General features: G+C 69.1%; 12 protein-coding genes. 2 read left to right on the plus strand and 10 right to left on the minus strand.

Translation table 11 applies throughout. The features are described 5' to 3' along the window. From BLW81_RS27480 to BLW81_RS27495, 4 genes are read right to left on the minus strand one after another with little or no spacing between them, the layout of a single operon-like run. Positions 1–1371 carry a lipase family protein gene (locus BLW81_RS27480; RefSeq protein ID WP_083409936.1) on the minus strand — a complete coding sequence of 457 codons (1371 nt, stop codon included), beginning with the start codon at positions 1369–1371 and terminating at the stop codon, positions 1–3. Then, complete coding sequence (locus BLW81_RS27485) at positions 1368–2036, minus strand: YveK family protein (protein ID WP_157897854.1); 669 nt, start codon at positions 2034–2036, stop codon at positions 1368–1370. Before BLW81_RS27485 ends, BLW81_RS27480 begins: the two co-directional genes overlap by 4 nt. Then, positions 2033–3283 carry a lipase family protein gene (locus BLW81_RS27490; protein ID WP_083409938.1) on the minus strand — a complete coding sequence of 417 codons (1251 nt, stop codon included), beginning with the start codon at positions 3281–3283 and terminating at the stop codon, positions 2033–2035. Before BLW81_RS27490 ends, BLW81_RS27485 begins: the two co-directional genes overlap by 4 nt. Before the next feature lie 2 nt (positions 3284–3285). Continuing rightward, positions 3286–4812, minus strand: coding sequence for a tyrosine-protein kinase domain-containing protein (locus BLW81_RS27495; RefSeq protein ID WP_083409939.1), 1527 nt, complete (start codon positions 4810–4812; stop codon positions 3286–3288). Positions 4813–4928: 116 nt separating this feature from the next. Here BLW81_RS27495 and BLW81_RS27500 point away from each other — a divergent pair, with 116 nt between their 5' ends. Together BLW81_RS27500 and BLW81_RS27505 are read left to right on the plus strand one after the other, a co-directional pair. Beyond that, the gene (locus BLW81_RS27500) at positions 4929–6350 is read left to right on the plus strand and encodes an O-antigen ligase family protein (protein WP_083409940.1); all 1422 of its coding nucleotides are present in this window, start codon (positions 4929–4931) and stop codon (positions 6348–6350) included. A gap of 47 nt (positions 6351–6397) precedes the next feature. Next, entirely contained in the window at positions 6398–7936 is a 1539-nt protein-coding gene (locus BLW81_RS27505; RefSeq protein ID WP_083409941.1) for a glycoside hydrolase family protein, read from the plus strand. On the opposite strand, the gene BLW81_RS27510 is transcribed toward BLW81_RS27505, so the two are convergent. Genes BLW81_RS27510 through BLW81_RS27535 form a run of 6 tightly spaced genes read right to left on the minus strand, consistent with a single transcriptional unit; the run spans position 7929 to position 13924 of the window. Continuing rightward, positions 7929–9083: a lipopolysaccharide biosynthesis protein gene (locus tag BLW81_RS27510; protein WP_083409942.1), complete on the minus strand. Its 1155-nt coding sequence runs from the start codon at positions 9081–9083 to the stop codon at positions 7929–7931. The two genes, BLW81_RS27505 and BLW81_RS27510, sit on opposite strands and share 8 nt — an antisense overlap. A 4-nt stretch (positions 9084–9087) precedes the next feature. Continuing rightward, entirely contained in the window at positions 9088–10221 is a 1134-nt protein-coding gene (locus BLW81_RS27515; protein ID WP_083409943.1) for a glycosyltransferase, read from the minus strand. Between the two features lie 7 nt (positions 10222–10228). Continuing rightward, a complete protein-coding gene (locus BLW81_RS27520; protein ID WP_157897855.1) occupies positions 10229–10891 on the minus strand; it encodes an acyltransferase in 663 nt (220 codons plus the stop codon). 46 nt (positions 10892–10937) lie between these two features. Next, positions 10938–12068 (minus strand): glycosyltransferase, encoded by a 1131-nt coding sequence (locus BLW81_RS27525; RefSeq protein WP_173839685.1) that lies wholly within the window; start codon positions 12066–12068, stop codon positions 10938–10940. Positions 12069–12070: 2 nt separating this feature from the next. After that, entirely contained in the window at positions 12071–12748 is a 678-nt protein-coding gene (locus BLW81_RS27530; RefSeq protein WP_083409946.1) for an acyltransferase, read from the minus strand. 36 nt (positions 12749–12784) lie between these two features. After that, the gene (locus BLW81_RS27535) at positions 12785–13924 is read right to left on the minus strand and encodes a glycosyltransferase (RefSeq protein ID WP_083409947.1); all 1140 of its coding nucleotides are present in this window, start codon (positions 13922–13924) and stop codon (positions 12785–12787) included. Positions 13925–14085 lie beyond the last annotated feature (161 nt).

Consider the following 14085-nt stretch of genomic DNA (forward strand, 5'->3'; position numbering starts at 1 on the left):
TCACTGTCCGTCTCCGGTGGTGTCGCCGCTCACGGTCGGCTCCTGTTCGGTGGGTTCGGCTCCGCTGTCGTCGTAGGTCTCGTTTCCGGTCGCCGCTGGTTCGGTGGCGTCGATCCCGGCCTCGGCCTCAGCCTGGTCGGGCGGCGGCGCGGTGAACTCGGCGCACGTGTCGGTGGCGGGCAGCCCGGCGAACCGGGCGGCCAGCCACGCGAACGTCAACGACACGTCGAGGTCGTGGTGCCCCCTGTCGGGTTGGAACTGGATGTCGATGACGTCGCCCATCGCGCATGCCGCGGTGAGTGCACGTCGGGTCCATGATTCCGGCAGCAACTCGTCTTTGCCACCGAACGCGACCATCATCGGCGCGGTCGCCGGCTGGCGCGGCAGGCTGCGCTCGCGCAGATACGCCTCCAACACCGCCTGCGCCTCGGGGGTCGCGGGCCGCAGATCGTCGGCGGTGATGGCGTCGATCGCGGCGACGCGGTCCGCGACGTCGGCGTCGTTGCACGAGGACAGCACGTCCCACTTGTCGGTGACTACGCCGCGGCGGTAGTCGTCGAGGTTGAAGTGCGCACGCTCGCGCTGCAGCGAATACAGCAGCAGCTGCAGCGCACCCTGCTGTTGTTTGGTCAGCGTTCCGGCGCCCGCGTCGACCGCGAGCCCGGTCAGGTCGGTCGGCGGCGACAGGCTGACGGTGCCGAGCAGCGCGAGCCCGGCGCCGTACTGCCCGGCGAGTTCGTTGGCCGCCCAGGCCGCCTGGCCGCCCTGCGACAACCCGACGGCCGCCCAGCGATCGGAGACGTCGGGGACGAGTCGACGCGCGGCGCGCACCGCGTCGATCACGTTGTGGCCCGCGGTCACCGGTTCGAGGTACGGGTGTCCGCCGTCGCTGACGCCGAGCCCCTGATAGTCCGGCACGGCGACGACGTAACCGCCGGCCACCAACGCCTCGACCGTCGCCGACGCGCCGAGCAGGGTCGACGACCGCGACGGCGCGCAGTCGGCGTCGACGCCGGTGGTCGGGTGGCCGTAGATGATGACGGGCCAGCCGCCTGGCGGGGGCTGGCGCGACGGCACGAACACCGTGCCGCTGACGTGGGTCGGTTCACCGTTGAGGCCGGTCGAGGTGTACTCCATCCGGGCGGCCAGCGACGTCACCGATTTCAGCCGGCGGTCGATGTTGGGCAGCGTGCGGGCGGCGATCAGCGCGCCGGGCTGTTCGCCGGCGCCGCTGGTGTCGGGGCGCAGATCCATCCCGGCGGCCGCGTCGTCGGGCGGTGCGGGCGGGGTTTCGGGTCGCTGGCAGCCGGCCACCACCAGGCAGACCGCGAGCAGTCCGCACAGCGAGGCCACCAGCGGGCGCCGGATCATTCGTGGCTCACCGCGCCGAAGTCGTCGATGACGCGCCCGACCTGGCGGCGGTCCAGCAGCGTGTCGCGCACCAGTCCGACGGCGAGCACGAGCAGCGCGCTCACCGCCAGCCCGACCGCGGCGGCCTCGGCGACCATGGTGCTCATCGACCCCGGCCGCGCCACGGTGGCGCCGTCGTCCACCGTGACCAGTTCGGTGTCGGCGGTCTCCACGGTGGCCAGCTGCTTGGACAGCGCGACCATGTTGTCGGCGACGGCCTCGGCGGTTTCCTTGGCGCGCTGCGGATCGGTGCCCATCACCGAGACGTCCAGCAGCACCTGCGTGTCCGGCAGCACGGAGATCCTGGCGGCCAGCTCGTCCGGGGTTTCGGCCAGCCCGAGCTGTTCGATCGTGCGGGTGGTGACCTGACCGCTGCGCGCGAGCTCCAGATAGGTGGGTGCGCGCATCGCCGCGTTGAGCTGCCCGTAGTAGGCGTCGATCGTCGTCGCGTTGCCCGGCGTGATCACGAACAGTTTGGTGGTCGCCTGGTACAGCGGCGGGCCTGCGTACCAGTGCAGCCACCCCGCCAACCCGGAAAGGATTGTGGCGCAGAGGATTATCAGCCAGCCTCCGGCCAGGATGCGCAGGTAGTCCCGTACCCGGGGGACGAACGCCGGCGACTTCACGTGACCCCCTGGCAGGAGTCGGCGAGCTGCTGGCCGTCGAACCGTCCCATCAGCCAGCTCAGTGCACTGTTGATCACCTGGTCGTTGACCGGCTTGGTGTCGCCGATACGCCGCATCACCTCGACCGCGTCGCCCTGCTTGCACGCCGCGACGACCGCGTTGTCGATCCCGGTTCCGGGCACCACGGTGTCACCGGTCCCCCAGATCACCAGCACCGGTGCGGATCCCGGTGTCGGCAGCGGCGACGGAAGAGCGGCCTCGCTGAGCCGCCTGCGCAGATCGTCGGTCGCGGCGAGATCGCGGGGACGCAGGTCGTCGGGCGCGATCCGGTCGAGTGCGCGGACCGCCTCGGTCGGGTTCCCCGGAGCGCAGTCGAGGATCTCGTTCCAGCGCTGGCGCGCCAACCCGCCCCGGTAAGCGTCCAACTGGAAACCGGGAGAGGCGGCCAGGCTCTGCAGCACCATCATGTAGAGCCGGACCTGTTCACCCTTGGTCAGGGTGCCCGCCGCCGCGGCGTCGGCCAGCGGGGAAAGGTCGGCGTACGGCGACACCGCCACCGCCCCGACCATCTCCATGCCGTTGCCGTAGCCGCCGGCCCGCTCGGCGGCCGCCCACGCCGCGAGCCCGCCCTCGCCGACCCCGAAGGCCGCCCATCGCGAGCTCACCTCCGGGGACACCCGGCGCACGGCGCGTGCCGCGTCGATCATGTTGTTGCCCAGCGTCGCCGCGTCGATCACCGAGTGGCCGGGCCCCTCGAGGCCGAGCCCCTGGAAGTCCGGCAGCGCCACGGCGAAGCCGCGGGACAGGAAGGTGACCATCTGCGCGGCGTAGCCCCAGAAGTCGGGGGCGCGCGACGGTGCGCACTTGTTCATCACCCCGGTCATCTCGTGACCGAACGACACCACCGGCCAGCCGCCGGGCGGAGGCGTGCCCGGCGGAACCGCGACCACGCCGGTGACCTGGGTGGGTGTCCCGGCGCCGGAGGTGGACCGGAACACGACCTTGACGGCCGCGGCGTTCGCGCTGTCGAACGACGCGTTGTCGACGACCGGTTCGACCCGCACCAGCGAGCCGGGTCCGTCGTCGGTCAGGTCCGGCGGCGGCAGCGCCGGCGCGCCGGCGAACTGCGGGGTCAGTTCACGCGACGGCCGGTCGTAGGTCGTCGGCGGGGAGGTGTCGCTGTGGCCGCAACCCGACAGCAGCGCCGCCACCACGGTGGCGAGCGCCGCACTGGTGCGCCATCGCACGCTCAGGAGGACCCGTGTCGGGACCGCGACGTCTGCTGCGGTCCGGCGCTGCCCACCAGGCGGCCCTCCCCGATCTTCTCGGTGTCACCGGTGGCGGCACCGAAAGCCGCACCCCCGCGGCGGTTGTCGTCGGTCGTGCGGCTGCTCGCCGTGTCGCGGGCGCCGCGGTCACGGCCGGGGTGGTTGCGCAGCTGGTCGAACGTCACCACGGTGCCGAGCACGGTCACGTTCGCGCCGCGCAGCGCGGTCAGCGCCCGCCGCAACGACGTGCTGGTCGTGTGCCGCAGCCGGGCCACCAGCAACGCGCCGTCGGAGAGCGCGCCCACCACGGCGCCGTCGCTGCACTCGTCGAGGGCCGGCGTGTCGACGACGACGTAGTCGAAGGACTCGGCGAGCTCGTCGAGCAGGCCCTCGCTGTAGTCGGTGGCCCACAGTTCACCCGGGCGCGGCGCGGCCGGTCCGGCGGGCAGCAGCGAGATGGTGTGGTTGCCGACGGGGATACCGCGAACAAGTCCGTCGTCCACGTTGTGTTCGCCGACCAGGAGCGTGGACAGCCCCTTGGTCTGCGCGGCGTTGCGCATCGGCACGGTCAGCGGCAGGCGCGACGCGAGCGTCGGGTTGCGCAGATCGCCGTCGACGAGGACCACCGACTTGCCGGTCTCGGCGAACGCCGCGGCGAGGTCGACGGCCACCGTGCTGCGGCCGTCGCCGCGCGACGGGCTGGTGACCGCGACGACCTTGGGCGCGCGCTCCCCCTTGGCCGTCGTGCAGAAGCGGAGGTTGGTGCGCAGCTCGCGGACCGCCTCGGGATACGCCCCGTCGCTGGTCAGGTCGACCACAGCCGTCCTGGTCCGCACGCGGCTCGCGGGCAGCGCCCCGATCACCGACGAATCAGCTTGGCGCTCAACGGATTCCCGGCCACGCAGCCGCTTGTCGAACACACCGATCAGGATCGCGGCGATGATGCCGATGGCCAGGCCGGCGAGCGCACCGAGGCCGATCCGCAGCGGGAGGCTCAGCCCGGCGGGTTCGGTCGGGTAACCCGCCTCGTCGACGACGATGGCGCCGGCCGCCGGGGTGCCGCCGCGGCGCGAGGTCTCGAGCTCGCTGACGAGGTTGACGAGTTGGTCGGCGACGGCGTTGGCATACGACTGCGCCTGGGCGGGATCAGGGTCGGTGACGCTGACCGACAGCAGCACCGTCTTGGGTCCCGCGGCCGCGGAGATCTTCGCCCGCAGCTCCTCGGCGGAGATCGGCGCCTTGAGTTGGTCGACCGCGCGTGCAGCGACCTGTTCGCTGGTTGCCAGCGAAGCGTAAGAATTCACCCGGTCGATGGAGAACAGATTGTTCTGGTACGCCTCGGTTGCCGTGGTGCCATTCTGCGTCGCTACGAAAAGCGTCGCCGTCGACTGGTACTGCGGCGTGATCAGCTGCGACGTCGCGAAGCCGACGAGCCCGCCGAGGACCGTGAGGATCGCGATGACCCACCAGTACCTGGCGAATATCCGCAGGTATTCCCTGATCTCCAATGCCGTACCCCTCATTACTCTCGTCGCGACGTTTGACAGGCTAGCCCTCGGGCACCGGATATCCCGAGCAGACACGGACGGCTGGCGGTTTGAGCTTAGCTGGCGAAGCTGAGAACATGGCAATCGTGAACGCCCGCGGCGATCTGCCACGCAATCTTCTCGTAGGCCTGGCGATCGTTGCTGTGGCTCCGTTAATGGCCTGGTTGGCCGTTTCCATGGGCCGGTTGGCGTTGTTGGCCGTCATGGGCGTGATCGCCGCGGTCATCGCCATTTATGTCGGGCTTCGCCACCCGCTGTGGTTGTTCTGGGCGCTCGCCTTCACCACCGGCGCGCTGCCGTTCGGCCAATTCCCTGGCGTCAACCTGCCGTTCTATCTGCCGCTGGCGTTCGGCGTCGTCCTCGCCGTTTATCTGCACCCCAGAATGGCGCGCGGAATGCATCCGCTCGAGGTCGCGACCTGGGCGCTGATCGTGTTCTCGGTGATCTCGATGCTGGTGACCAGCATCAGCATCACGAGCATCATCATGATCGTCCGGTGGGCGCTGGTCACGCTGGTGGCGGTGGCGCTGATGCGGTTGGACAACGAGGACCTGGCGAAGTTCGGCCGGATCTTCGTCTACGGCTCGGTGCTCAACGCGCTGTTCGGGCTGTACATCGTGGCGCTCGACCGGGATCAGAGCGCGTTCCGCTACCTGCGGATCTTCGGGTACGCGCCGGAATACACCGCGCCCCGCTTCGCCTACTCCGAAGGCGGTGCGGTTGCGCTCATCCGGCTCGGCGGCACCTCGGTGGACCCCAACGGGGAGGGCATCGCGTTGGCCGCCGCACTTGCGGTGTCGTTCATCGTGTTACGGGGCTGGACCCGGATCTGGCTGACCGGCATCCTCGGCCTCGCGCTGCTGCTGACACTGAGTCGGGCGTCGATCTTCAGCGTCGTCGTCGGGTTCCTGCTGGTCCTGGTGTTCCACAAGATGCGCACCCGCGACCGCGTGCTGAGCCTGGCGGGGCTGAGCGCCGTCGTCGTCGCCGCGGCGTTGACCCCGTCGATCCGGGAACGGTTCGTCAGCGCGTTCTCCAGTGACGACCGCGGGGCCACCGACCGCATCGATTCGCTGCGCGAATTCCCGCACACCATGTCGGGGAATTGGTGGTTCGGGCTCGGTTGGGACCGGCCCGAATACACCGACGGGAATTTGGCGTTCGTGCTCAACCACGTGTCGAATGCGCCGCTGTTCACGATTTACCGCGGCGGGATCTTCACCGGAATCGTTTTCGTGACCATCGCGGTGATGGGCTGTGTCTACGGATACCGCGCAATTCGCTCGAATTCGATGCCCGCCGCCATTTTCGGCGGAATCTTCATCGGATTCTGTGTGGTGGCGCTGCAACTCGACCATCCGGTGGCCGGTAGTCCGCCTGCCCAGCTGAAATTCGCTATCTTCGTCGCATTCCTGGTCTACCTCGATCGGGAGCGAAGCAAAGCGCCGCGACACGACGTTGATCTTGAACGGGAAAAGGATCTCGTTCCGGCACACTGAGTGCGCATTCGCGTTCTCGTGAACGCGATCCGGTCATCGGAGGTCTCGTGCGCGCTCACCGCATTCGGCGGCCCCACCGCATCCGCACTCTGATCGTCGCGCTCGTCAGCGGCGTCGTCACGGTCGCCGCGGTGGTGATCGGAATGCCATCCGACGCGCCACGGCGAGTGGTGGTGGCGCCGAGCGCCAACATCGAGCCGCGGCCCACCACGATCGGCTTCGCCGACGCCGACGTCTACGGGATGAGCCAGGCCGACGTCGACCGCACCATGCGCGCGATGGGCAACACCAACGTGGGCACCGTGCGGTTGATGATCCCGTGGGCCGGCGTGGAACCGATCCAGAACCAGCTCAACTGGTCGATGGTGGACAAGACGGTCAATTCGGCCGCGGCGCGGGGCATGTCGATCCTCGGCTTCATCAACTCGACGCCGGCGTGGGCGGTGGGGCCCGGTGGGCTGCCGATCAGCGGCAGGCCGGCCTCACCGGCGGTCTACGGCGAGTTCGCGGCGAAGGTGGCCGCCCGGTACAAGGGCAAGATCGCCGCGTACGAGATCTGGAACGAACCCAACTCGGCGCAGTTCTACTCCCCCACCCCGGACCCGGCCGGCTACACCGAGCTGCTGCGCGCCGCCTATCCGCGGATCAAGGCCGTCGACCCGTCGGTCACGGTCATCGGCGGGGTGGTCGGCTCGGTCGTGGACTGGGGCAACATCACCTGGAATCCGGTGCGGTTCGTGCAGGGCATGTACGACGCCGGGGCCGCGGACTACCTCGACGCGCTGTCGTTTCACCCGTACCACTATCAGCTGAAGTTCTCCGACGGTGTGCCCGTTGCCAATTCGGCCGCCCAACAGCTGATCGACATGCGCCAGATCATGGTGGCCAACGGCGATTCGGGCAAGAAGATCTGGGCCACCGAGTACGGGCAGCCGACGTCGGTGGTCGACGAGGCCGGCCAGACCGCGTTCCTCAAGGACATGTGGACCAAGTGGCAGGAGATGCCCTACACCGGCCCGCTGTACCTGTACACCACGCGCGACCGCAAGACCGGCAGCACCAGCGACCAGGACACGTTCGGGCTGCTGCGCACCGACTGGACGCCCAAGCAGGCGCAGCAGGCGCTGCAGTTCGCCATCCCGGCCGGGCCGGCGAAATCGCCTGAGTTCACACGGTTCGCGGCGGTCACCGACGCCGCGCACGGGACGGTGCTCAGCCCGGTCTTTCGCGCGGCGCCGACGGTGTGGGCGCAGCTGCGCACCGTCAACGCGCTGTTCGAGATGCCCTCGGGCATGGTCACGTCCCCGCGGGCGGTGGCCCGGGTGGCTCTGGCCCGCAAGGGTGTGCCGAAGACGCCGTTCGCCAACGGCTTCCAGGATTTCGACGCGCCGAACGCGTTCCGGGTGTGGTGGTCGGAGGCCACCGGCGCGCACTGGGCGAGCGCCGCGTTCGCCCAGGCGTATGTGCCGCAGTTAGGGCTGGCGACGAGCGACGAGACGTATCTGAACGGTCTGAACCGGGTCGATTTCGAGCACGGCTACATGACCTGGCAGCCGTGGATCGGCATCAAGGTCTACCTCAACTGAGCGGCGTCTTAGGTCTGCGGTACACCGCGATCGAGAAGCAGATCAGCAGCAGCGCATCGGTGATCGACGTCGCGATGGCCGCGCCGATCGCCCCGCTGAACGCCAACGCCGCCACCAGTGCGAGCTTGACCGGCACCAACCCGACCGCCGACGCCAGCCTCAGCAGGTCACGGCGCTGCGTGTAGAGCACCACCTGGAACACCGACACCACGACCCTCAGCCCGGCGAACAGCGACATGATCATCATCGCGACCGCCAGTTCCCTTGGCGCGGGCCAGAACCACATCACGACGCCGACGGTGAGCACCGCGGTGGCGCCGACCACCGCCAGCACCAGGGTGTTGCGCAGCGGCGGCCCGGCCGAGACGTCACCGTCGGCCTCGCGCAGCTTCTCGTGATAGCTCATGCCGAACGACTGGCCGGCCGCCGCGACCGCCGCACACACCACCCAGGTGAGCGTGTAGTAGCCGACGGTGGTGCTGTTGGTCAGCGCGCCGAGCAGCAGCACGTCGCCCTGCAGATACAGTGCGGTGCCGAGCATCTCGCCGGTCAGCGCGGCCATCAGCCGCGGACTGCCGGGCAGCCCCGGCCGGTGCCCCCACACCAGCCGCGCGCCGAGCACGATGATGACCAGGTAGGGCACGCACCACAGCAGGCTCGCGGTGAGCAGCTGCGGATCGGGCGCGACGAACAGGTAGGTCGCGCCGAGGCCGACGGCCACCAACTGGCGTGCGGTGTCCATTCGCCAGAACTTGTCGGGGTGGCCGTCGCGCGCCAGGCGGCTCTTGACCACGTTGAAGGTGATCTCGCCACCGGCGACGATGATGCCGAACCCGGCCACGTAGCTGATCGGCAGCAGCAGCAGGCCGGTCGCGATCAGCGTGACCCCGAGTAGGTAGCGCGTGGTGCGTTCGGCGAGGAACCGCTCCTCGGACTCGCGGATCGCGCGCACCGAGAACGAATTGTCCAGCGACGGACCGACGATCGAGTTGAGCGCCACCGCCATGCCGTACATGCCGTAGTCGCTGATGCCGAGGTGGCCGACGAGCGCGGTGACCCAGAGCAGGCCCAGGCCGCGGGTGCCGTAGATCCAGAACATCGACACCAGCGTCTTGGCGATGTTGCCGAGGCTGCGTGTGGTGGCCATCCGGTCAGCGGCCCCCGGGCGTGGGCCCGCTCAGCAGGTCCTGCCAGGCGGCCGCGAACGACTCGGCGATCCGCTCCGGGGAGCGGGCGTGCCGGCACTTCTCGGCGTTGGCGCCGATTTCGCGCAGCCGCGCCTCGTCGTTGACCAGCGCCACGATCGCCGCCGTCAGTTCGCCCGCGACCTCGGCGGGCGTCGCGTCGGTGTCGGTGCGCACCACGACGGCCCCGGTCGACTCGCCCAGTTCGGTCAGCGCGCCGTAGGCCGTGCAGACCACGGGGGTCCGGTAGGACGTCGCGTGCGCGACGGCACCCGACGCCGGATACGTCTCGGCGTACCAGTGCCGCTTGTTGTAGGGGATGACGATCGCGCGCACGGATTCGAAGAACGCGTCCTCATCGGGGCCGTCCACCGGGCCGACGATCTCGACACCCGCACTGGGCTTGAGGTTCTCGGTGCCGCGGCCCGCCACGCGGATCAGGATGTCGTCGGGCAGCGCACGGCGGATCCGCTCGATCTGCTCGAAACCCTTGCCCCGGTACACGTGCCCGAAGAACCCGACCGCCTTCTGCCGATCCTCGGCGGGCAGCACGTCGCGCCGCTTCTTGACCAGGTGTGGGACGTAGACGACGTTGGTGCGCGGATAGGTGATGGTGATCGACCGCGAGCCGATCTCGCTGAGCGCGAACAGGGTTCGGCGACCGTTGACTGCGCCCTCCAACGCACGCAACACCGGGCGCAGCGGGTAGTGCAATGCGTGCATCAGCACCCGGTGCTCGGCGACGAACCGGGTGCGCGCCGGCCACCAGGTGCCCTGCGGCGGGTCGTGCACGGTCGCGGTGACCGGCAGGGTCTTGTGCCCAACGATCGACCAGAACGGGCCAACGCCGCCTGCCGCGAGTTCGGCGTGTACGAGCACGCGTCCGCCCGGGGCGTCGCGGGCCGCGTCGGCCACCGTCTTGCGGTACCGCGCGATGTCGCGCACCCCGTCGCCGCCGGGGCCCGCGGTGCGCACCTCGACGACGTCGCCGAAGTAGGGCCGCACCGCACCGACGAAATGTTCCGAGTAGTCGCCGACGGCGGTCTGCCCCTCGGCCGGACCCACGAAGACGAGGCGGAAGTCTGCGAGCAGCTTCGACATCGCCGCGTCATGTCCCCCGCGCGCCGCGCAGCGCCTCCGCGCTGCGCTTGCCGGTCGGCTTCGCGGGGTTCCCGGCGACCACGTCGAGTTCGGCGATGTCCTTGATCACCAGCGAGTGCGCCGAGACGACGGCACCGCGGTGGATGAGGCTCGGCAGGATCATCGCCCGGTTGCCGATCCACACGTGGTCCTCGACGACGGTGGGGATCGGCACCGGCAGGAAGTCCGGATGGTTGATGTCGTGTCCGCCGCCGAGCAGGTGCACGTCGTCGGAGATCTCCACGTTGTCCCCGATCCACAGCCCGCCCCTGGCGTCGAGCAGGCACCGTGGCCCGATCACGGTGTCGTCGCCGATGGTGAGGAACTCGATGTTGAGCACCTTGGTGTTGCGCCCGATCTTCGTGCGCTTGCCGATGTCGGCGCCGCACCGACGCAGGAACCCCTGCCGTGCGCGCTGGCTCGGCAGGTGGCCGAAGACGAGGTTGTAGCCGAGCTCGGCGAGGTAGTTGAACAGTTTGCGCCGGAAGGTCATGCCCTCCTGCAGGATGTCGATCACCCGGCCCTCGTCGTTGTACACCCACTCCGGTGGAGGCGGGATCTTCAACGTCGGCGCGGCCGCGACCTTGCGGGCCACGTCCTCCGGGTCTGCGGTATCCGGTTCCTTTGGCACCGACCTACTCCTGTTCTTCGAGACTGGGATCGCTGGATGGCTCGACTCAGCCGTCCCGGCGCTTTCGCCTCCGGTCGAGCATGCGCGACCACTCCCTCGCGTAGGCCGCGGCGGTCTGTTCGGCCGAACGTTCACCACGTACCCGGTCGGCGTTGGCGGCCAGTGTGCGCATGCGCCCGTCGTCGTTGAGCAACGACTGGATGGCCGGCGAGAACCCGGCGGGCAGGGTCTGCGGGAACGTCGTGCCCATCGGCACCACGACGGCGCCGGTGTCCTCGTTGAACTCGGCCAGCGAGCCGTATCCGGTGCAGACGATCGGGGTCTGGTAGGCCAGCGCGTGCGCGGCGACCGAGGACGCCGGGTAGGTCTCTGCGTAGAAGTGCCGCTTGCCGTACGGAATCGCGATGGCGCGCACCGACTCGAAGAACGCGTCCTCATCGGGGCCCTCGACGGCACCGAGGATCTCCACCCCGTCCTGGCGGGGCAACGACTCGGTGCCGCGCCCGGCGACGCGGATCACGATGTCGTCGGGCAGCTCCCGGCGGATCCGGGCGATCTGCTCGAAACCCTTGCCGCGATAGACCAGTCCGAAGAACCCGACGGCCTTCGGCCGTTCGTGCGCGGGTTTGATCGTGGGCCGCTCGGCCACCAGGTACGGCACGTAGGCGGTATTGGTCTTCGGATAGGTCATCTCGATGGACAGCCGGCCGATCTGGCTGAGCGCGAAGATCGTTCGCCGCCCGTTGACCGCGCCCTCGATCACCCGCGACAACGGCCGCAGGGGGTAGTGCATGCCGTGCATGAGGTACTTGTGCTGGGCGACGAACCGGGTGCGCGCCGGCCACCAGATGCCCTGCGGCGGGTCGTGCACCGTCGCCGAAACCGGAACGTCGCGCAGGCCCGCCGTCGACCAGAACGGTCCGACTCCGCCTGCGGCCAATTCGGTGTGCACCAGCACCCGTCCCGGCCGTCCTTGCGCGACAGCGCTTTTGACGGCCCGACGGTGTTCGCGGATGTCGGCCAGGCTCTCCTTGCCCGGCGCGAGCGTGCGGCGTTCGACGACCTCGCCGAAGTGCGGGCGCAGCGCGCGGATCAGGTTCTCCGCGTAGTCGCCCACCGCGGTCTCGCCGTCGGCCGGACCCACGAAGACCAGCCGGTAGTCCTTGAGGTCGGCCATGGTCACCAGAACGGCGCGCGGAACCTGCCGCTGTACTTCAGTGCCTCCGGGTCGCGTTTGGCGATCACCCGCGCCGGGTTGCCACCGACGATCTCGAGCGCACCGACGTCCTTGATCACCACCGCTTGGGCGGCCACCACGGCACCGCGGCCGATGTGGCACGGCAGCGTCATGGCCCGGCTGGCGATCCACACGTAGTCCTCGACCACCGTCGGGTTGGGCACCGGCAGGAAGTCGGGGTGGTTGATGTCGTGCCCGCCACCGAGCATGTGCACGTCGCTGGCGAGAATCACGTTGTTGCCCAAGTAGAGACCGGCGCGCGCGTCGAGCATGCAGCGGGCCCCGACGCAGCAGTCCTCACCGATGGTCAAAAATTCGATGTCGAGGATCGTGGTGCCCCGGTTGACCGACGAGCCCTTCCCGATCGTGGCGCCGAACAGCCGCAGATACGCCAGCCGCACGTGATGCGACGGGATGTAGGTGATCAGCATGTTGTAGAGCAGCTGCCCGACGCGGTTGCGCGCCTTGCGGAACAGCCCCATGTCCTGCATGCGGTAGTTGTCGACCCGGCCGTCGGGGCGCAGGTCGTATTTCGGCGACGGCGGGATCCGCAAGCCCGGTGCCGCCGCGAGCTTGCGGGCGACGATCTGCGGATCGGTGACGGCCGGCGGTCGACTCACTGGGCGTGCTCCTGTTCCGGGTCCTCGGCGCGACGGTCAGGTCGCATCGACAGCTGCCAGCTCGTCGACGGCCGCATGCAGTTTCTCGGCGAAGCGTTCCTCGGTGAACTGCTCGACGTGGCGCCGGATCTTGTCCGGGTCGAAGGTCGCGTTCTCGAACCGGTCGAGCGCGGCGGCTATCGCGCGCGGTTCGGGCTCGTCGAAGTACATCCCGGTCACACCCTCGTCGATGGTGTCCAGGAAACCGCCGAAACGCAGTGCGACGCTGGGCCTTCCCCATACCCCGGCCTCGATCGGGGTGAGCCCGAAGTCTTCGTAGCTGGCGGCCAGCAGCGCGCGGCAGTTCTTGTACAGCCACGCCATCTGGCCGTCGGTCAGGTCGGAGAGCATGGTGACGTTCGGCGTCTTCATCGCGGCCAGCCGCTCGGCGTCGGGCCCCTTGCCGACCACCACGAGGCGCCGGTCGGTGTCTTTGAAGGCCCGCACGATCACGTCGACGTTCTTGTAGGGCAGCAGCCTCGAGACGACGAGATAGAACCCCTCGTCGTCGGCGGGCAGCTGCGGCACCGGCTCGGTGGTGAAGCTCTGCGACATGGCGACAGGGGCGAACAGCACGTCCGAGTCGATGCCGTAGGTCTCCTTGATGCGGCCCTGGATCAGCGTCGAGATCGCCAGGTACTTGTCCGATCCGTGCGCCATCCGGCGGTCCCACGCCTTGAGGTAGGGCGCGGTCAGCGCCAGCCCGGCCCGCTTGAGCAGGCCGCTGTCCTCGCCGAGGTACTTGTCCGACAGGTACAACCACCGCGCGGGCGAGTAGCAGTAGATCAGCTTGCGGCCGCGGGTGCGAAAGCCGTGCGCCCAGCCGCTGGTGCTGGTGAGCACGATGTCGGCGTCGACGAACACCGAGTTGGCGACGGCGGGCAGCACCGGCAGGAAGGCGCGGTGGTGTTTGCGCGCGAGCCCGACCTTGTTCAGCCCGGAGACCCGCACGTCGAGATCAGCGAACTCCGGGTAGGTGGTCGACGGCTCGTAGAGCATCGTGTAGATCGGTGCGTCGGGGAACGCTTTGCTCATCGAGAGCACGATTTTCTCCGCGCCACCCAGCTGCGTCAGGTAGTCGTGCGCGATCGCCACCTTGGGGCCGTCGACCCCGTCATATTTGCGATTCGATTGCACGCTGATAAGCCCCTTGAACGGCGAGTTGGTCGTTTGCCGACGAATAGCTACATGTCTGATCCGATCGGAACGGCACTAATAGAACCGCAAATCGGTCGTGGTCACAAGCTAATCTGCGCTGACACCATATACGCGTGCGAGAGCCGCGACGTGGACGACGC

Origin of the sequence: Mycolicibacterium rutilum, assembly GCF_900108565.1 — a bacterium.
Classification (GTDB): Bacteria; Actinomycetota; Actinomycetes; order Mycobacteriales; family Mycobacteriaceae; genus Mycobacterium; species Mycobacterium rutilum.